Raw genomic sequence first — 18,981 nt, 5'->3', positions numbered from 1 at the left:
GTTTTAATATGAAATAGGTGGTTCTCGTTATTTGATGATTTTAATTTCTGTTCTTCGGTTTAATTTTCTTCCTGCGCCATCATTATTATCAGCTATTGGTTGCTTGTCCCCATAGCCAATGGTGGTTATTCTTTTTGGCGATATTTTATGTTCCACCAAATATGTAAATACTGCTTTGGATCTGTTTTCTGATAGTAGGATATTATGATTAACAGCTCCAGTATTATCAGTATGCCCCGCAATTTCAATATTTAAGTTTGGATGGAGGTTCAAGAAATCAATAAGTACATGTAGTTCGGTGAATGATTCTGGTAAAAGATTGTATTTGTTGGTATCAAAATATAAATTGTTCAATTTAATATAGCTTCCTGATTTGATGGGATCTAAAAATATTTCCCTTATAAACTCTTTATCCTTTATTTGGCTTGGTGAAAGATCGTATTGCTCCGAGTAAAACAAGTAACCTTCTTTTTGAATATGTAGAGCATAGTTATAGCCAATTGGCAATGTTGCCAAAAAACTACCATCTATATAGTTAGATTTTTCCTTGTACACGATCTCTTTGGACGCTGTATTGGTGATAGCGATAGTTGCGGAAATATTATTCTTAGTGTCTTTGTCATAGATATTACCGATGATATAAGCTATAGGATTAGGTTTTATGGATTTAGGTATAGCAAATTTGTATATATCTAATTGCCTACTGGAATCTTGAGAGGAAATATAGCCACTATCACCATCCATCGTAATCTGTATTGAGTTTTGATGATAGTGATTATTAATAGGACTCCCTAGATTGATGGGTGTACTCCAATTATTCATGCTATCTATTTTGCTCATAAATAGGTCTTGCTGACCATATCCGGGCCAGCCATTGGATGCGAAGTACAGTGTTTTGTTGTCTGCATGAATAAATGGGGATCCTTCATCAAATGCAGTATTTATTTTATCCCCTAGATTGATTGCTGTGCTCCAAATGCCATTTTCAAGCAATTCACTTTTCCAAATATCATATCCTCCGAATCCGCCAGGTCTATTACTGGTGAAATATAGAAAACGACCATCTGCAGATATGGAAGGTTGAGATTCCCAATTATTGGAATTTATAGGAGCACCTAAGTTTCGTGGTATGCCCCAGTCACCATTTGTTAGTTGTGAGACATATATATCGCAGCTGCCTAGTCCATCGGGGCGGTTGCAACCGGTGAAATATAGGTATTTGCCATCTGGAGAGATGGAATGTGCGCCTTCATTAAAGTCTGTAGTATTAATATTTTCCGTTAGCTTTTGCGCCGCTGACCATTTATCATCTCTGAAGATGCTTTCGTGAAAATTTTCTTGATCGTTAGTTTTTCGTGTGAATATGATACGTCTACTATCCGCTGCAAATTTAGGGAAATATTCATTGTCTTTAGTGTTTATAGTAGAAGGGAGCTTTTCAATGATTATTAATGGATTAATCTCATTCTTTAAAGCATATTTGCAATCCTCAATATACTTACTTGTAAGTAAAGCTCCTTTTTCTGTTAATTTACCTCTAGCATATTCCGTTAAATAAGGTAATGCTTCTTTATATCTGCCTTCTGCCAAGAGCGATTCTCCCAAACCAAAATAGGAGAGCGATGTAAGGTTGGGGTTTATCTGTATTACTTTTTCGTAAAGGGGGATAGCTTGCTTAAAATTTTTGTCTACTCTATATAAGTCGGCCAGTTGTTGAATGGCTTTCGCAAAGCTAGGGTCACTTTCAATAGCTATATGAAGTTGATTTATTGCTTCCTTAATATTACGGTTATTGAGAGATAATTCCGCTTTTTTGTATGCATTTAAAGCTTTTTTATTGGCAGGAGTAGGCTGTGCTAATAAAAAATGTATCGGCACAAGCATAAATAGTATACCAAAACGTAAGCTACAATAAAGACTCATATAATTAAGTTTATTTACTTAAAAATAAGAAACTATTGTCGTATTTAAGAATTAAGGAATATTTAAATATTTGTGCGTCTGTAGCGAAATATCCCAATGTGGGTTATCTTTGACGTAGTCAATGATTAATGGGGTTATTTCTGCTGCTTTTGACCATTCGGGTTGTAGGTATAATCTACAATTTGGCCCTACCATTTTAGCATGTTCTTCGGCCCATTGAAAATCACTTTTGTTGAAAATGATTACTTTCAATTCGCCTGCATTTTCTAATACATCTTTTCTTGGTCCTTTGAATTTTTTTGGAGATAAACAAATCCAATCCCAAGAGCCACTTAACGGGTATGCACCAGATGTTTCGATAAATGTTTTTATACCTTCTTCTTGTAGGCGTCTTGTCAAATAGTCTAGATTGTAGATTAAAGGCTCTCCTCCAGTGATAACTACTGTTTTGGCCGGATGTTTTTTAGCATTCTCTACAATTGTTTCTGCAGTAGTTAATGGGTGTAAAGTAGCATCCCAGCTTTCTTTTACATCGCACCAATGACAACCGATGTCACAACCACCTAGACGGATAAAATACGCAGCTTTACCTGTATGAAATCCTTCACCTTGAATAGTATAAAATTCCTCCATAAGAGGTAAAAGTGTGCCGTCTTCAGGTACTTGATGTGACATTTGTTATTATATTTTAATCTTTGCGCAAAGGTAAGATAATTTAAAATAGAATTTGATATCTATTGTACATGAATATTATAATATATGGTTTTTATTACGCTAATATTATACTTTTGTTATTTTCAAGGTTATTTATAACAATGGTATAAGCCTATGTAGTATTGGAGCAAAATGTTTATTATCAATGCCATTCCTGGCGTCCCAATGATTTTATGCCTTCTTTAGCCTCTATTTCATTTTCTAGCCCATTTGTTGAATCTAAGCTGTTTAATTTTGGCTGCCCCGCATCAATCCATGCCGAATACCAATATGAAGAAACGGCATGTACAGAAGATCGAAAACGTCTTTCTACCATCCCATTTAAAACGTCGTGGTAGGCTGTAGCATAAGCATCTGAATACATGAGTATCAATTGATTATTACGTTCAATGTAGGCTTTGATATCCGATGGACGGAATGTTTGTGACAATTCCTTTTCGAGTGTTAATACGGAATCTACCATGGTATTACTCTTTCGAACGATTTCCCATGCTGCCTCCAAAGGCTTGTTTACATAGGATGCAGTACCAATAAATAAATTATAATGTTTGGCAAACATTTCTGGTAATCTTGTTTCCCAAAAGGCATGTATACCTATTTGATTGGTTTGTTGACCATTATAATTGCTTGTCGTATGTAAAGGGACATGCGAATCAGCGATATAATGCCCTAAATCTGCGCTGTAGCGAATAATCTTATTCCTGTCTTTTATTTTAAAAGCCTGCACTAGATTTTGATACGTTCGTGAAATCTGCCATGGGATGATTCCTGCTGCTATTAGTTTGCGCTCGGTGTATTTTTCTGTTGCTTTGCGCCAATGGACTGGAATAGAATCTATATTGTCGTCAATTTCATTGATATCGATATAATGACGTGGAGGTTCTAGCGAGTCTGTATAGCATCTTTTGTCAGCATCGATAGCTTTGTTCGTTATTTCTTTGATATTTTTTTTGTAGAAAATAGCTAATTCTGTAGGTAATAGAAAAACAGCACTTTCATTTATCTTTTTATGTGCATAGAATCCCCATGATGAAAATAATATGTATAAGAATGCGGTAATTAGTGTGATAAGTATTTTATTCATTATCAAGGAGTTTTGTGGATATTAAAGGTAATAAAATATTTTAATTTTTAATTAATCTAAACTCCTTATTGCGATTGGAAAAAAATTCTTATTTTCGAATGAGTAATTTATAGCTATGAAAATATTGTATGCCGTTCAAGGGACAGGTAATGGTCATTTGTGTAGAGCGATGGATGTTGTTCCTTGTTTGCAAGAGCTAGGTGAGGTAGATGTTTTGATAAGTGGTATTCAGGCGGATATTGAACTGCCTTTTCCCATAAAATATAGATTACATGGCTTAAGTTTTATTTTTGGAAAGTCCGGGGGTGTAGATTTATGGAAGACATTCATGAGTTCTACGATTCGTAGATTTATTCAAGAAATAAACTCTATTCCGGTTGAGGAATATGATCTAGTTATTAATGACTTTGAACCTATTACGGCATGGGCCTGTCATATTAAAGAAATCCCTTGTATAGGGTTAAGTCATCAGATCGGTGCGCTGCACCCCAATAGCCCTAAGCCTGAAGAGGGGGATTTGATGGGTAAGTTTATTATGAAAAATTATGCTCCCGTAACTTCGGCGTATGGTTTTCATTTTGAAGAATATCATAAGTCTATTTTTACACCCGTCATAAGGGAATCTATCCGTAATTTAACTCCTACTAATAAAGGCCACTATACAGTGTATTTACCATCTTATGATGATGCGCATCTGCTCAAGCACCTCACAAAGTTCTCTGGTGTGAAATGGGATGTTTTTTCGAAACACAATGTCAAACCATTGAATTTCAAGAATGTAAATATTAACCCTATTTCTAGTGATGCTTTTGTAAATAGTATGGCTTCAGCAGAAGGAGTATTGTGCGGTGCTGGTTTTGAGACTCCAGCAGAAGCATTATATTTGGGAAAGAAATTATTGGTCATACCAATGAAAAATCAATATGAGCAGCATCTGAATGCGGCATCTCTTGAAAATATGGGGGTGCCCGTGATACAGAGTTTAAAAAGAAAGTATGAATATGATATAGAATTGTGGTTGAATAACCACAATCAAATTCAAGTAAATTATCCTAATAATACAATGTCAATTGTAGAATCAATTGTGAAAAGTAACATATGAAAATAAAATCTTTATTATGCCTTACCGTTGTTGCGGGATTGGCTATAAATTGTGCGAAGGCACAAACAAAACCAAGTGCTAAGAAGACAACGACTAGCGCTACAAAAGGTGCTGCTGCAGCAGCAAAACCTTTCCAATTAACAAATATCAAGGATTCTTTATCTTATGCATTAGGAGTAGATATTGCTAATTCATTAAAGCAGAGTGGTTTTGATTTAAATACAATTGCGCTTACAGAAGCACTTACTAAGCATATTGCTGATAAACCTATTTTAATAGCAGAAGATCAAACATCATCTATTATTTCTGCCGCTATGATTGAAATGAGATCCAAGCCGGGTCGTGATTTTTTGACGGAGAATAAAAAGAATCCTAATGTTAGAGTTACACCTGAAGGATTACAATATGAGGTCTTGGTGGAAGGTGAGGGTGCTTATCCTACAAGTACGGACGAAGTTGTTGTTCATTATAAAGGGACATTGATAGATGGCGAAAAATTTGATAGTTCATATGATCGCAATGAACCATTGACTTTAAATTTGGATCGTGTTATTGAGGGATGGAAACTCGGTATCCCTTTGATGCGTATTGGTTCTAAATATAAGTTTTTTGTACCTTATAATCTTGCCTATGGAGAACGTGCAACTGGAGCTATTCCTGCTTTTAGTACATTGATATTCGAAGTAGAGTTATTGGGGGTAAAGAAAAGTAGTGAAATATAATAAATTAGGTAATTCAGATTTAGCAGTATCCTCTATTGGATTTGGAGCGATGTCTTTGGATGTAAATCAACCATTAGAAGCCATAGCATTAGTACAGTATGCCTTCGGTCAGGGGATAAATTATTTTGATACTGCAGATTTATATGATAATGGAGCCAATGAATTATTGCTTGGTAAAGCAATAAAGCCTTTTCGTAAGAATATAGTTCTAGCCAGTAAAGTAGGGAATAGGTGGCGTAAAGATGGAAGTGGTTGGGATTGGGACGTCTCACCGGCTTATATTACGCAAGCTATCGATAATTCACTTACACGGCTTCAGACGGATTATCTTGACTTGTATCAAGTTCATGGGGGAACAAATCAAGACGACTTTGAAGCTGTAGTGGATACGATGGAGCAATTCGTGAAGCAAGGGAAAATCCGATATTATGGCATTTCATCTATCCGTCCCAATGTATTTACAAAATATTGTAAGGAGTCGAATATTGTTTCAAATATGATGCAATACAGTATTTTGGATAATAGACCCGAGCCTTATTTTCCATTGTTTGAACAATCTAATGTAAGTGTAATTGCGCGTGGCGTATTGGCACAAGGAGTATTGGTAAATAAAAAAGCTAAATGTTATCTTGATTACAAGGAAGATGAGGTTGCCAATATTCAAGGTCAACTCAAAGCATATAGCCAAATACATTATTTGAATGAAATAATATTGCCTTTGGCCTACGTACTTCAACAAAAGGAAGTATCCTCAGCACTGATTGGTACACGTACTGTTCATCAGTTAGATGATATATTGCATGCATATAGAGAATTGTCTCCATTGGATTTTGATGTTTTTGAATTTCGTAAATCCTTTTATAAGGATCATATTTCTTGATCTATAGGTTACAACTGTTACCTATTTTATCTTTTTCAGGGTGTAAATTTGTAATGCTTTTTTAATTGAACTACTATGGAAGATTTATTATATAAGGCTTATGGCCATGTCTTTGAGGAAGAACTTTTACAGGAGATAGCTCATTTGGCTAAGCAAGTAGCGTATAAAGAAGGGGATGTACTGATCGATTATGGCCAATATATAAAGAGCATGCCACTATTATTGTCTGGTGCAGTCAAAGTAATGCGTGAGGACTACGATAGTGGCGAGTTACTACTTTATTATCTCGAAAAAGGTGATACCTGTGCTATGTCGATGAGCTGTTGTATGGGTGAAAAACAGAGCGAAATACGTGCAATAGGTGAGGTACCAGGTATATTATTAATGATTCCTATTCAAAAGATGTCCGAATGGATCGGTAAGTATAAAAGCTGGATGGTCTTCGTATTTGAAAGTTACAATAATAGATTTAATGAATTGCTAAATGCCGTTGATACTATAGCTTTCCTAGATATGAAAGGTAGATTGTTAAATTACCTTTTTGAAAAATCAAAAATAGATAACAGTAGGGTTGTAAATAAAACACATCAGGATATTGCTAAAGAATTAAATACCTCTAGGGTTGTTGTTTCTAGGCTTTTGAAAGCCCTAGAAACAGAGGGACGTATCAAATTGAATCGTAATAGTGTCGATATATTAATAAAATAATAACAATCTAATTTTTGTATTTCAGGCGGTAGCAATTATAAAGGTGATTATTTTCTTTTTTTATGATATTACTTTCAATTAAAAGGATATCAAAATATTTTTTGTAATCTTTAAATTCTTCGCTAAGTAATTTATCGACATCAATATGAGCAAGTAGCAAAAATATCGCCCCGTCCCATATTTTGTAGTCTGCTTTTAGATTGTTGGTTTTCAAAAGATCATTATAAATGCTTAAATGACCTAAACTTATAAAGTTTTCTATTGCCTTATAGTCTTCGTATGTTTTCATATTGTTGATATAATTGTTAATTTAAAATTAATAAATTAACTTAATATATCAAAAATAAATTAATATAATTTTTGAGTAATTAATATTCTGTTACATTAATTAATTTTTAGTTTTTAAGAAAATTTAGTCGATTGTTTTTTACACTTTGGTTAAAATGTTGATTAGAAGTGTTTTATGTACTTCGCTAATATCAATTAATATTTTTCCTTATTAATATCTTTAAGGATATAATAAATACTTTTAGCATTGAATATCGCGAGGCGCTAAGGTTTATAGTCTAATAATTACACGTACACTATTTATTATCCTTTTAATTAATTAATTTATATAGACTTTACTCGTGCATATAAGTAATTTTATGGAGGTACTAAATATTGTATGCGAAGGAATAGTATTAACTATCAAGGTTTACTAGGTTGAGATAATTAATATTTTTATTCTTTTAATTTGAGTTGATAGGCATTAAAAAGATGATTATTATCAGATTTAACAACATTACTTTCTAATAGAATAATGTCAAAATATGATTTGTAATCTTTAAAGTCTTCCGCCAACAATTCGTCCACATTTGTATGAGCAAGCAGTAAGAAAATCGCTCCATCCCATATTTTATAGTCTGGTTTAAGGTTATTTGATGTTATAAAATCATTATATACACTCAATTGACCTAAGTTAAAATAGTTTTCTTCTTTTTTATATTCTTCGTATGTTTTCATGTTGTTTTTCAGTAGGTAACTGTAAAATTGTTAAAATGTTAGTTTCTCGATTGCAACATTTATATGTAAATTCTATTATTTATTCATCATAATCTTAATTTAAGAGCTAATATTTATTCGCATAGCTATTAAACTAGTGTAATATTACTCTATAATTCATTTTTCTATGATTAAAACTAATATTTTACGCTATCTAGACTTATAATATCGTTTAAGGTTTAAAGATGATTATCTGAAATTTAATATGTTGATTTTAATATGTTATTTTTTTAGTGGTATAGCAGATGTTTATTATTTTTCGATTTGTTTCAACAATTACTTATTACTATTGGAGCATTTATTATTAATTGTTTAAAACAAAACCTTTAATGGGGCGATATAAATAATAAATATATTGACCAATTCTTTTTTTTTAGCGCTAAGAAGCTGATGATAGGTGTTAATTTGATAAAAATGCCCTTCATTAGAACAATTCAATGAAGGGCATTAACAATATCTGATTGAATTAAATGAAACTTTTTGATGCTGCTAAGCAATCATCCACATATTTCATAATTTTAGTTTTATCCTCTTCCGTGATTTTTTTATCTATAAGTGCATTTTCTACCTCTGTCTTTTCCTTCATGATATTTTTCTCATTTTCTGCTGCTTCAGAGGCATCAGTAGCATTAATACGATTTACGATCGATTTTCCTAATTTTGCACACAAATCTTTTGCTTCCGCATTGGATAATACCGGCAGTGGAATCTGTGCAATAGCTTCATTTGCTGCTGCTATATTAGAATAAACAGCACTTTCAATACTTTTGTCCGTTGCATCTATTGCAGAGCTATTAGCTTCTTTAGCTGCATCAATAGCTTTCTCCTCATACTTTTGCATTTCACTTTCAGCCTTCTCTTGTGGCGTATTACTATTGCAAGCTAATATTAGCCCACTCAATAGAACTGTTGATAATACTGTTAAATTTTTCATATGATTTATATTTAATATAGTGTTTTATGCTATTTTTAATTAATAACAAACGAAAGCATGATTTCGTTTCATTTTTTATATTATTATTATAATTTCTTCCGATGATATGACTGTAGAATAGCTATTGTAGTATGTTGTATATCTCTAGTTTAGCATCCCTAAGTCGCAGCATGTATTTGGTTATATATTTTATTAATCATTTTATGTGCTTCAAGAAGCATAGATGCTTGGCTTTCTATGATGCTTAATAGTTGCGGATTTAAAGCAGATTGTTGTTCTATTACTTGATTATAGGCAAGGGTAGTTTCAGTTTCTAATTGTTGACAGTAAATTAAAATCGCATTCAAATCTTTTTCATGACATGATTCAGTTTTAGCTTCTGTATTACTCTTTTGAGCATAATCTATAGGTAAACGGTCATCTGTTATGGGTATGTTCTCTAATGTTATTAGCGGTTTTAGAGTGGTGTTGATTTGTATGGATTGATCTCTATGGTCTTCGAAATACTTTTGTATGGAGGCTTTGTTTTTATTAGCTATCCAAGTGATAGCATTATTATAACCCTTTATTCGTTTAGTATTAATTGCTATTAAATCATTTAATAATTCCGTTTGCTTGATATTTTCTTTGTCCATGATATATAGATTTTTAATAATTAAAAATTAATGAGGATGTATAAAATCTGTTTTTTATTAATCTTTTATTTCAAGTTATGTTGAACAATTACATATATTATAAGAATGTAGGTTTATCTAGTTTTATGGCTATTCGATAAGCTGCATTTACCAATCCGACATGGCTGTAAGCTTGTGGATAATTGCCCCATTGACTGCCATCGCTATCATTGATATCTTCACTAAATAGCATTAAATGATTACCGAAAGATAATAGTTGTTCGAAAACTTGTTTTGCCTCATCAATACGACCGACACACGCTAAAGCTTCGACATACCAAAAGGCACAGACTAAAAAAGTAGCTTTGGGTTTTCCGAAATCATCTTTATGAAGGTACCGATAGAATAATCCTTTTTCCCCTTTCAGTTCTTTTTCTAAGTTTTGTAAATGATCTTTAGCTTTTTCACTAGTAGGATCCAAATACCCCATCATTATTAATTGTAAAGTAGATGCATCTAAATTGGCGCTGTCGACGGCATTTTTATAAACTTTAAGATCTGGATCATAACAATCTTCAATATGTTCTGAAGCTTTTTTGCGTAGCATTTCAGCTTCTTCTTTCATTTCCTCAAAACCATATTGATTGGCGATTTTTAAGGCAGCAGTAGCCCCAGCCCATTGGAAAAGATTGGAGTAGCAATGCCTGTTTTCTAAGTTTCTAAATTCCCAGATGCCTGCATCTTTCTCGTCAATCGTATTTTTAATTTTATTAAGAATAAATGTAGTCCATGATTTAGCAAACCCGGTATTTTGAAATCTGAATCTGTAATCCGTAAAAAGTGGTAGCAACGTGATTAATGCCTGCCCGTATACATCATTTTGAATATGCTCGTAGGCTTGATTACCTATTCTTATTGGTTTGTTGTCTAGGTATCCAGTTAAATGGTCCAATGTAGTTTCTGTCAGCTTGTGTTGCCCCATAATACTATAGAGCGGTTGTAGGCGACCGTGATCCGTTTGCGTAATATTAGCTATATAAGATGCATATTTTTCCATTTCTTCAAAATGCCCAATATGACTTAATGCGGTAAGCACATAATAGCTATCTCGAAGCCAACAATACCGGTAATCCCAAGTACGGCCTGAGTTTGGAAATTCAGGCAAGCTTGTTGTGCTGGCCGCAATGATAGCACCGGTATCTTCGTATTGGTGCATTTTTAAAACTAAAGCTGATCGTATCACCTGTTGTTGATAAAATGATGGAATAGAGGCTCTTTTAATCCAGTTTTGCCAATAGTTTCGGGTACGGTTTAAAAAATCTTCTGCCGTATCCTCAATTGAATTTTCAAAGACGTTTCCTACAGTTAGGATAAGGTATATTGGAGTACTAAGTACGTGGGCTATATCATCAAAAAAATGGCTTATTGGCATATTCGTAGTCAATCTTACTTTGATGTTAGCATTATCAAATTGAATATGGTTGCTTCCTCTATTTCTTACGAAGCCTGATTTTCCATATTCATAACGGGGCTTACAATTAACCCTTATTTTGGGATTGCCATGTAAAGGTTCTATTTTTCGGATGAGCATCAATGGCTTATAGTACCTGTCATATTGCTCAAATCGGGGAGCGTAATCTGTTATTTTATAGCTACCATCTTCACTAGTGATCGAGGTACATAATATATTTGTATTTTGAATATATTCTTGTTGGCTATCCAATAATGTTGTAGTAGGCTTAATAGAAAATTCACCTCCTTTTTGAGTATCTAGCAATCCGCCAAATATAAAAGAATCTTGGAAAGTGGGCCAGCAGAGCCAACAAATATTACTATCTTTTGCAATATGTGCGATATAGGAGCAGTTTCCAATTATACCGCTCTGATATGTATGTCTTTTTTGTGCTTCCATCCTCATATTAGTTTGAAATAATAGCTTTTATATTTTCATGTTTTTCATCTTTGCTTTTGTCAGCGAAGTATTCAAGGAGCTTAACAGCATCAATCTGTGTATCTACGTAATATTTGGCTGCCGATTTATTATTACCTACTTTGATGGTCACAGCATCGAGTGTCAATTCGGTAAACATATCTTCATCAGTTGTATCATCACCGATAACGAAAATAAAATCTGGTTTGTAATCGCTAACGATTTCTCTAGCAGCTTTTCCTTTGTTTAGCTCACTATTTTTTACTTCGATCACTTTTTCTCCCATGATCAGTTGTAACCCATGATGTTGAATCAAATAGCGTAATCGTTCCTCCAATTCTTGAGCCCGCAAAGTACCTAATCCGGTCTGTGCTCTTCTATAATGCCATGCTATGGAGTATGTTTTTTCTTCAATAAATGCTCCAGGCGTAGTACTGCTGTATTTTGTCATGATATGTTTTACAGGGATTTTCCATCGTGTAGATAGTTCTGCTGTGTATGTCCATACATAGGATGGATAGTTTGTCCATGTCCCATGCTCTGCGACTAAATAGTAATTGAGATTACCGAACCATTCTTCGAGGACATGATGAGGGCGCCCACTGATAATAACAATTTCATTTTTAGGATCCTTCTTCAACATTTCTAAAAGGTTATATAATGCTAGTGTAGGGCTAGCTACCTCTGCATCCTTTTGAAAACCTATTAGTGTTCCATCATAATCCAAGAAAAATAATCGCCTTGAGGCATTATCGTAATTGTTAAGAATAGCTTCCTTTGTATTGATGTTTATACGTCTTGCAATTTCCTGCTTTTGGTATACTTTAATTTCTCTTAATCTATTAAAGAATAGCCTTACCCAATGTCTGATATTGAATTTACGAACAATATCTATGGAAGATTTCATCCGTATTCTTTTCTCTACTGAAGACATATGTATTGCTCGGTGAATTGCCTCTCTTATTTGGTCAATAGAATTGGGGTTTATCTGAATAGCTTCCATTAATTCTTTGGATGCTCCCGCAAGTTCACTCAAAATAAGAACCCCTTCGGTTTCCTCTTTGCAGGCGATATATTCTTTACAAACAAGGTTCATCCCGTCTCTTATAGAAGTCACCAAACAGATATCCGCTGCTACGTATAAGGCTGCTATCTCTTCGATAGGGTAAGAGTTATAAAAATAAGCAATTGGCGTCCATTCATTAGTGCCGTATGTTGCATTGATGTGTCCTACGTAGCGATTTATCTCATTGAGTAATAGTTGATATTGAGATACCTTATCTCGAGAAGGTACAACGAGCATATATAATACTACTTTGCCTATTAATTCTGGGTATTCTTTCAGTAAGCTTTCAAATGCTTCTAATCTTTCTAAGATGCCTTTGCTATAATCTAAGCGATCGATAGTCAGGATTATTTTTTGATCAGCATAGTAGTCTTTTATTTCTTTTGCTCGTTCACGTACTGCCGCATTGTTGGCTAAGGAGCTAAATTTTTCATAGTCAATTCCCATTGGGAATACTTCAATAAAAATAGTGCGTCCATCAGCATGTAAACAACTATTTTTAATATTTAAGCCCAATATATGCGCACAAGAATTCAAAAAGTGTTGTGTGTCATTGAACGTATGAAAAGCGATTAGGTCAGCACCTAATAAACCATTGAGTAATTGATCCCGCCAAGGGATATTTCTAAATACTTCGTCATTAGGGAATGGTATATGTTGAAAATAACCTATTGTAAGATCACTATATATATTTCGGATTAGCTGCGGTAGCAACATTAACTGATAGTCGTGTATCCATATTTTATCTTTCGTTTTTATGTCTTGCGCAATAGTTGCGGCACAAAATTTCTCATTTACTTTTTGATATGCGAGCCAATATTTAGTTTTATAATGTGCATAGGAAGGGCGATAGTGAAAGACAGGCCACAATATTTCATTTGAAAATCCCTCGTAGTATTCTTCAATTTCTTTTTCTGTTAAAAAAACAGGCACTAAATTCCATTCTGCTAAGCGATCGCTAATGATTTGCGCTTCGTGCTCGTCACGAGGAATAATACCAGGCCATCCTATCCAAATATTATTTCCATTTTGATAGATCGAACCAAGCCCTGTGGCTAATCCACCTTCACTAGGAATAAATTTGAGTTCATTATCTTCTCTTTCTATTCGAATGGGTAAACGATTGGAAATAATAATTGTTCTTTTTTTATTCATAGGTCTTATTATTTGTTAGGACTATTGCTATAGTCTTATCTTGTTTAGAAAATCACCTGTAAGCTGAAAAGTGAAAAAATTGTTTCTTCATTTATTTCTATCTCCTTACAAGACTTAATTTTTGTTAGCAAACAATAATATTATATGCTAAATAGTTTAATAGTAATGTATTTGGTGTTTTTGACTTCGTCAATGACACATTTTGTGTACGACAACTGCCAATAAAAACACGAAATAAGTAGACGCCTAATATGTACCTATATGGTTTCTTTATATAATATTCCCGCTAACTTCTATAGGACTTCAGTTCCTTTTTTAGAATTTTTTTACATAGCTGTACTCTTGTTTTTATAGTTCCTTCTGGAACTTGGAGGCACGCTGCTATCTCATGATATTTATAGCCATTAAGATGCATGACGATACATTCATAATGCTTGGTTTTAAGTTTCTTGAGTGCCGTATTGATATCACTGTAAACGAGATTGGACTCGGCATTATTTTTACATGTTACAGTATTGGCCGAATGCGTTAAATGTGTTTCAATTTGCTTGTATCGATTTATTTTTCTGTATTTGTTGATGTATATATTTTTCATGATCACAAATAACCATGTCAATAATTTAGGATCATTGATGAGTTTTTCTATGGTTTTTAGGGAACGCATAAATGTTTCCTGGACAAGATCCTCTACTTCAAATGGATCCTTTGTAAACTTGAATGCAAAGCGTTGTAGAATAGGTCTATTTTCCTGAATTGTAGCATTGATCATTTGGGTAGTCATAAGTTTCTGTTTTTAAGTTTATATTTTACTACACGGAGATTTTCTCTCAACTCCTTACTGAGTAGTCATCAAAAAAAATGCTACGTTTCTCATAATTTGGACTACATTTGATAATACGTAGTTTCTACGTTTATAGTGATTTTACTACTGAAAACCCTCTTCTTTGCGCTTTTAGGATAGTTATTTGTATTTTATGTAACATTTTAGAGACATTAAAAAAAAGGAAAGAATACGTATTTGTATAGCTTATTAGAAATAACTACGTATTGGTTCATGCATTTTATACGGTAAGTCCTCTACATATACGGTAGGCGGTGAAATCACCATAGTATTTTAGTAGGATGAAATGTTATACCGATAATTCGAATTATAGTCTCACGATTATTTAGTATAAAAGCTTTTAAAAACAAATATTTTATTCCCTATTATAAGGCTCATCTTCATCTATTTTTCTTAGATTTAAGATTACTTGCGTATTTATACGTGTGATAAATAACCAAAATCAGTAGTTATTTAACTTTTTTAGGAGTTATTTTTGATATAAACTACATATAATAGATTTGCCTTCTTGTCGCTTGATGTGGTCTAAGTGGTAAATATATTGTACGCATTATAAAATACTTAACAAGGTGAATAGGTATGAAGAAAGTAGGGCAACAAGAGACAAAGATAAACCTGTATAAATCAATTATTAATTCGCAAGAAGTAGATATGCTGAATTTAGGTCATGTACTTCATGAAAATGTAGCACAAGAATTATATGCTGTAAGAGTTTCCTTACAACGTTATATAATAATGCATGGGAGAACAGATGAAATAGATGCTATCAAAAAAATGCTTAATGCTACTATTTCTGAATTACAACAGATTGCTAATCAATTGCTCCCGACCGTACTTAGAGATTTTGGCTTTGCGAGAGCAATAGATGATTTGATATCGCAAAAAAATAATCAAAAGATTAAATTTAAAATTACGACAGATCGTACGGTAGAGAATTTATCGATACAGTATCAATTCCATTTGTATCGTATTATTCAAGAGTTTCTGCTGAATGTCTCTCAGCACATCGAAATATCTAGTATAAGTATAAATATTAGAATAAAGAATGCTTTAGTTAATGTAGAAATCTCTGATAATAGAGCGCATAGTGATAACGAGCAACATTGGAAAAGTAGTTCTCATTTTAAGAATATAGAAAAAAGTATTTTGTACTATGATGGGATGATGGATATACGTAATAATTCCAAAGGGATGAATCTATTAATTACATTAAAAAAAGAAGTTAATAATGATTAAAATTATACTTGCTGAAGATCATTTGGTGGTACGTAATGGGATAAAATTGTTGTTGGAATCACAAGCTGAGTTTGCAGTTATTGGTGAAGCTAGTAGTGGTGAAGAGGTATTAACCCTTTTAGAAAATGGAGTAGTTCCAAATATATTGATGACCGATATTAGAATGGACGAGATGGACGGCTTGGAGTTAATAGACCGTCTGACTATTCAATATCCTGATATAAAAGTCATAGTATTATCTATGCTTAATAATATACAATATGTAATTGAAGCTTTTGACAAAGGTGCATTGGGTTATTTGGTGAAAAATGTCGGCTACGACGAATTGTTATTTTGTATTCAACATGTATCCAAAGGAGGGAGGTTTCTATGTGAAGAAATAAGTATGCAATTGCTTGATAAGCTACAAGATTTACCATCAATGTCTTATCAGTTGAAGGAGTTGATGGAAGAGATAGATTTAACAGAAAGAGAACTCGAGGTATTGGAGCTCATAGGAGAAGGAATGACGAATTTGCAAATTGCCGATAAATTATTTTTAAGTAAAAGAACAGTAGAAGGGTATCGTCAAAACTTATTGGATAAAACGAAGTCTAAAAATACAGCTTCCCTTATAAAATATGCTGTGAAGAATAGTTTGATTTCCTAATTGCTGCCGATGCGATAGTAAGCTATTTTTTTCTAGCTGAGAGAAAAATAGCCCTGACTATTCAAAATAATAACTAAAGAATAAAATTCTATTTAATAGCTTTTAAAAGGACAAATATCCCTTACTCATCATTTAATTTATTGGTGTCATATGCGGTGATTTCGGAAAATATAGACTTATTAGTGTTCCTCCATCTTCGATACTTTCTATTTTTGCCGATGCATCCAATCTATCTAGTATTCTCTTTACCAAGGCTAATCCTACGCCCGATCCATTAAATTGCTTCGCATTATTTGACCTTTTAAATATTTCAAATATAGTAAGTAAATCAGATTCCGGAATACCGATTCCATTATCTTGAATATTATATATCACGTGATTATCATCCATATAACTATATATTTCTATTTTTGGAAACTCTTTGTTGGCGCTGTATTTGATAGCATTGCCTATTATATTTAGAAATACTTGATACAATAGATTGCGTTCACCATATAGTGGTAAAAGGTTGCCACAGACAAACTCGCAGGAGTTCTTTTCGTACATCAATCTAGACTCATTGATCACTTTACGTATGATTGGCGTAATCTGAATATCTATTTTTTTAAATATATAGGACTTAGCCTGTGTGAATACTAACGAACTATCCACGAGATTTTCTATACTTTGGGTTGCTTCTTGAATGGTCTTGCTCCATTTGTAAACTTCGTCTTTTGTCATTTTTGCATTTAACTGAAGCATCTGTGAACCTAGTTTAACGATAGATAATGGGTTTTTTATGTCATGTGAAAGCGTGAATGTCAACATCTCTAATTCGTTATTTAGCGAAATCAGTTCATGGTTTACTTTTTCTTGCTCTTCAGATTTTTTAATTTTAATTTCTTGAACTAAATTATAGAGTCTGTTGACTAGATATAAATCACTCGCATTCCAGGGAATACTACTTTTGGAGATTATATTATTCCATATTTTAGGATTTTTTGTTAGGTTACTGCTCCCTTTTGAAAGGGTAATATTTTCGGGATTGTGTGCTATATTAATAATTTCTTTGGCTGTTTCTTTGCGAAACCAAAAAATGTAGTGATCTGAAGATTTGTTTAACCGCAAACTCATTATCCCTGCAAAAGGTAATTGTCCTTCAATCATTGATTTACGTTTTAGCGAAAAATTATGATCTTTAAACACTCTTTTATCTTTATGTGTTTTTATAGTGTTTAGGATCTGAGTTAACTGGTGTTCGGAAGGACAGAGGCCATAATATGTATGATCCTCTTGTTGTACAATAGCTATACCGTCGGCATGGACCACTTCGCATAAGGTTTTTATATTATGTGCTAATGTAGTGTTTATATCATTATCAACAAGCAGTTGTCCTTTAAGATCAAGTTCAAATTCTTTAATTTTTTTGTGAAATTTTAAGAGATTATGCTTCATAGATGATCCAAAAGCGTTCGATGCATATTGTACCATCAGACAGCCTACCTGGCGAAGATGGAGGTCCATCCATTTCGTTTCATAATGTGTCCCAATTAATAAGCCCCAACATTTGTTGTTTATTATAATTGGATATACTAACGCTGTTTTAACACCTATTTCTTTAAGATATGTAAGGTGTGTACAAGGAAATGGGGCTTGTTGTGTATGCTGATGCTTAACATCGCTCGAATGTGTAGTACATAAATGACTATTTAATTTGTTTATATCATAGCAAAACCTCGATGTTGATTGTTTATAAAAATCAATGATATCGTCAGAAATGAATTCTTCAGCAAAATGAAGACCCATACTTGATTTATAGTCTCCATTGATAGTTTGGGCACATACTGTTCCTGTTTGATCATTGTTTATTTTGAAAATAATGGTTTTATGTAAGCCTAATATTTTGCAGATATTGTTAGATAGATTCTGCCAAAGCTGTTCTGAAGGTGCCGATAATAGTGAAGATAAATCGTTCAATGCAAGGTGTGTCATTGAATTGGTTGTTTTCTTCTCTATTTCATAATAAATTGACCTTTCCTCTTTGTAAAGGCTCAAATAATAGGGCTCATGATCAATCTGAATGTCAATTATTTTTCTAATATAGTGCGTTTCCTCTATCGCTTGAATAGCTTCAAGGATTTTATCCTCCCATTCCACAAAAATAGTACGACTAATAGTGGCAAAAGGTTTTTCCAGGTAATAATCAAATTGCTGCGGTAATATATCTGTAATATTAGTACTTATACCTGTTATTATCCCTGAGCTATCTGTGCAAATAAGGTATCCAAAATCTTGAATCTTCGACTTTTTATACAAAGGCTGTTTTAGCATATATAGATTTAATTTGGAGAATAACTAAGATACCTATTTGGATTAATAATACCAATGTATTTGTTGCTG

At 33.1% G+C, this 18,981-nt stretch carries 17 protein-coding genes; 6 read left to right on the top strand and 11 right to left on the bottom strand.

All coding sequences use genetic code 11. The features are described 5' to 3' along the window. Window positions 1-27: 27 nt before the first annotated feature. The 3 genes from IP023_RS00640 to IP023_RS00630 form a co-directional block, all read right to left on the bottom strand. Complete coding sequence (locus IP023_RS00640; RefSeq protein WP_241788308.1) at window positions 28-1,923, bottom strand: OmpA family protein; 1,896 nt, start codon at window positions 1,921-1,923, stop codon at window positions 28-30. Between the two features lie 51 nt (window positions 1,924-1,974). Next, the gene (locus tag IP023_RS00635; protein ID WP_241788307.1) at window positions 1,975-2,598 is read right to left on the bottom strand and encodes a 7-carboxy-7-deazaguanine synthase QueE; all 624 of its coding nucleotides are present in this window, start codon (window positions 2,596-2,598) and stop codon (window positions 1,975-1,977) included. A 181-nt stretch (window positions 2,599-2,779) separates the two neighbouring features. Beyond that, window positions 2,780-3,721, bottom strand: a complete 942-nt coding sequence (locus tag IP023_RS00630; protein ID WP_241788306.1) for a zinc dependent phospholipase C family protein — start codon at window positions 3,719-3,721, stop codon at window positions 2,780-2,782. 115 nt (window positions 3,722-3,836) lie between these two features. Between IP023_RS00630 and IP023_RS00625 the strand changes: the two genes are divergently transcribed. The 4 genes from IP023_RS00625 to IP023_RS00610 all read left to right on the top strand — a co-directional run bounded on the left by IP023_RS00625 (window position 3,837) and on the right by IP023_RS00610 (window position 7,133). Next, entirely contained in the window at window positions 3,837-4,823 is a 987-nt protein-coding gene (locus IP023_RS00625) for a glycosyltransferase family protein (protein WP_241788305.1), read from the top strand. Continuing rightward, window positions 4,820-5,545: an FKBP-type peptidyl-prolyl cis-trans isomerase gene (locus tag IP023_RS00620; protein ID WP_241788304.1), complete on the top strand. Its 726-nt coding sequence runs from the start codon at window positions 4,820-4,822 to the stop codon at window positions 5,543-5,545. Before IP023_RS00625 ends, IP023_RS00620 begins: the two co-directional genes overlap by 4 nt. Beyond that, window positions 5,535-6,425, top strand: coding sequence for an aldo/keto reductase (locus tag IP023_RS00615; RefSeq protein WP_241788303.1), 891 nt, complete (start codon window positions 5,535-5,537; stop codon window positions 6,423-6,425). The genes IP023_RS00620 and IP023_RS00615 overlap by 11 nt, the downstream gene beginning before the upstream one ends. Window positions 6,426-6,500: 75 nt before the next feature. Further along, window positions 6,501-7,133, top strand: a complete 633-nt coding sequence (locus IP023_RS00610; RefSeq protein WP_241788302.1) for a Crp/Fnr family transcriptional regulator — start codon at window positions 6,501-6,503, stop codon at window positions 7,131-7,133. Window positions 7,134-7,140: 7 nt separating this feature from the next. On the opposite strand, the gene IP023_RS00605 is transcribed toward IP023_RS00610, so the two are convergent. The 7 genes from IP023_RS00605 to IP023_RS00575 all read right to left on the bottom strand — a co-directional run bounded on the left by IP023_RS00605 (window position 7,141) and on the right by IP023_RS00575 (window position 14,657). Further along, window positions 7,141-7,422 carry a hypothetical protein gene (locus IP023_RS00605; protein WP_241788301.1) on the bottom strand — a complete coding sequence of 94 codons (282 nt, stop codon included), beginning with the start codon at window positions 7,420-7,422 and terminating at the stop codon, window positions 7,141-7,143. A gap of 434 nt (window positions 7,423-7,856) precedes the next feature. Next, window positions 7,857-8,138, bottom strand: a complete 282-nt coding sequence (locus IP023_RS00600) for a hypothetical protein (RefSeq protein WP_241788300.1) — start codon at window positions 8,136-8,138, stop codon at window positions 7,857-7,859. A 505-nt stretch (window positions 8,139-8,643) separates the two neighbouring features. After that, window positions 8,644-9,111: a hypothetical protein gene (locus IP023_RS00595; protein ID WP_241788299.1), complete on the bottom strand. Its 468-nt coding sequence runs from the start codon at window positions 9,109-9,111 to the stop codon at window positions 8,644-8,646. A gap of 158 nt (window positions 9,112-9,269) precedes the next feature. After that, entirely contained in the window at window positions 9,270-9,746 is a 477-nt protein-coding gene (locus IP023_RS00590) for a hypothetical protein (RefSeq protein ID WP_241788298.1), read from the bottom strand. Between the two features lie 97 nt (window positions 9,747-9,843). Beyond that, window positions 9,844-11,637 (bottom strand): glycoside hydrolase family 15 protein, encoded by a 1,794-nt coding sequence (locus tag IP023_RS00585; protein ID WP_241788297.1) that lies wholly within the window; start codon window positions 11,635-11,637, stop codon window positions 9,844-9,846. Between the two features lie 7 nt (window positions 11,638-11,644). Next, the gene (locus IP023_RS00580; RefSeq protein WP_241788296.1) at window positions 11,645-13,876 is read right to left on the bottom strand and encodes a bifunctional alpha,alpha-trehalose-phosphate synthase (UDP-forming)/trehalose-phosphatase; all 2,232 of its coding nucleotides are present in this window, start codon (window positions 13,874-13,876) and stop codon (window positions 11,645-11,647) included. 286 nt (window positions 13,877-14,162) lie between these two features. Beyond that, entirely contained in the window at window positions 14,163-14,657 is a 495-nt protein-coding gene (locus IP023_RS00575; protein WP_241788295.1) for an RNA polymerase sigma factor, read from the bottom strand. A 639-nt stretch (window positions 14,658-15,296) separates the two neighbouring features. Between IP023_RS00575 and IP023_RS00570 the strand changes: the two genes are divergently transcribed. Together IP023_RS00570 and IP023_RS00565 are read left to right on the top strand one after the other, a co-directional pair. After that, on the top strand, window positions 15,297-15,953 hold the full coding sequence (locus IP023_RS00570; protein ID WP_241788294.1) for a sensor histidine kinase: 657 nt from the start codon (window positions 15,297-15,299) through the stop codon (window positions 15,951-15,953). Then, window positions 15,946-16,602: a response regulator gene (locus tag IP023_RS00565; RefSeq protein ID WP_241788293.1), complete on the top strand. Its 657-nt coding sequence runs from the start codon at window positions 15,946-15,948 to the stop codon at window positions 16,600-16,602. The genes IP023_RS00570 and IP023_RS00565 overlap by 8 nt, the downstream gene beginning before the upstream one ends. Window positions 16,603-16,734: 132 nt before the next feature. Here the strand turns inward: IP023_RS00565 and IP023_RS00560 are convergent, their stop codons facing one another. Further along, window positions 16,735-18,912 (bottom strand): ATP-binding protein, encoded by a 2,178-nt coding sequence (locus tag IP023_RS00560; protein ID WP_241788292.1) that lies wholly within the window; start codon window positions 18,910-18,912, stop codon window positions 16,735-16,737. Window positions 18,913-18,981: the final 69 nt, after the last annotated feature.

It is taken from the genome of Sphingobacterium rhinopitheci (genome assembly GCF_022627575.1).
Classification (GTDB): Bacteria; Bacteroidota; Bacteroidia; order Sphingobacteriales; family Sphingobacteriaceae; genus Sphingobacterium; species Sphingobacterium rhinopitheci.
This window is presented reverse-complemented; position numbering and strand designations above follow the sequence as displayed.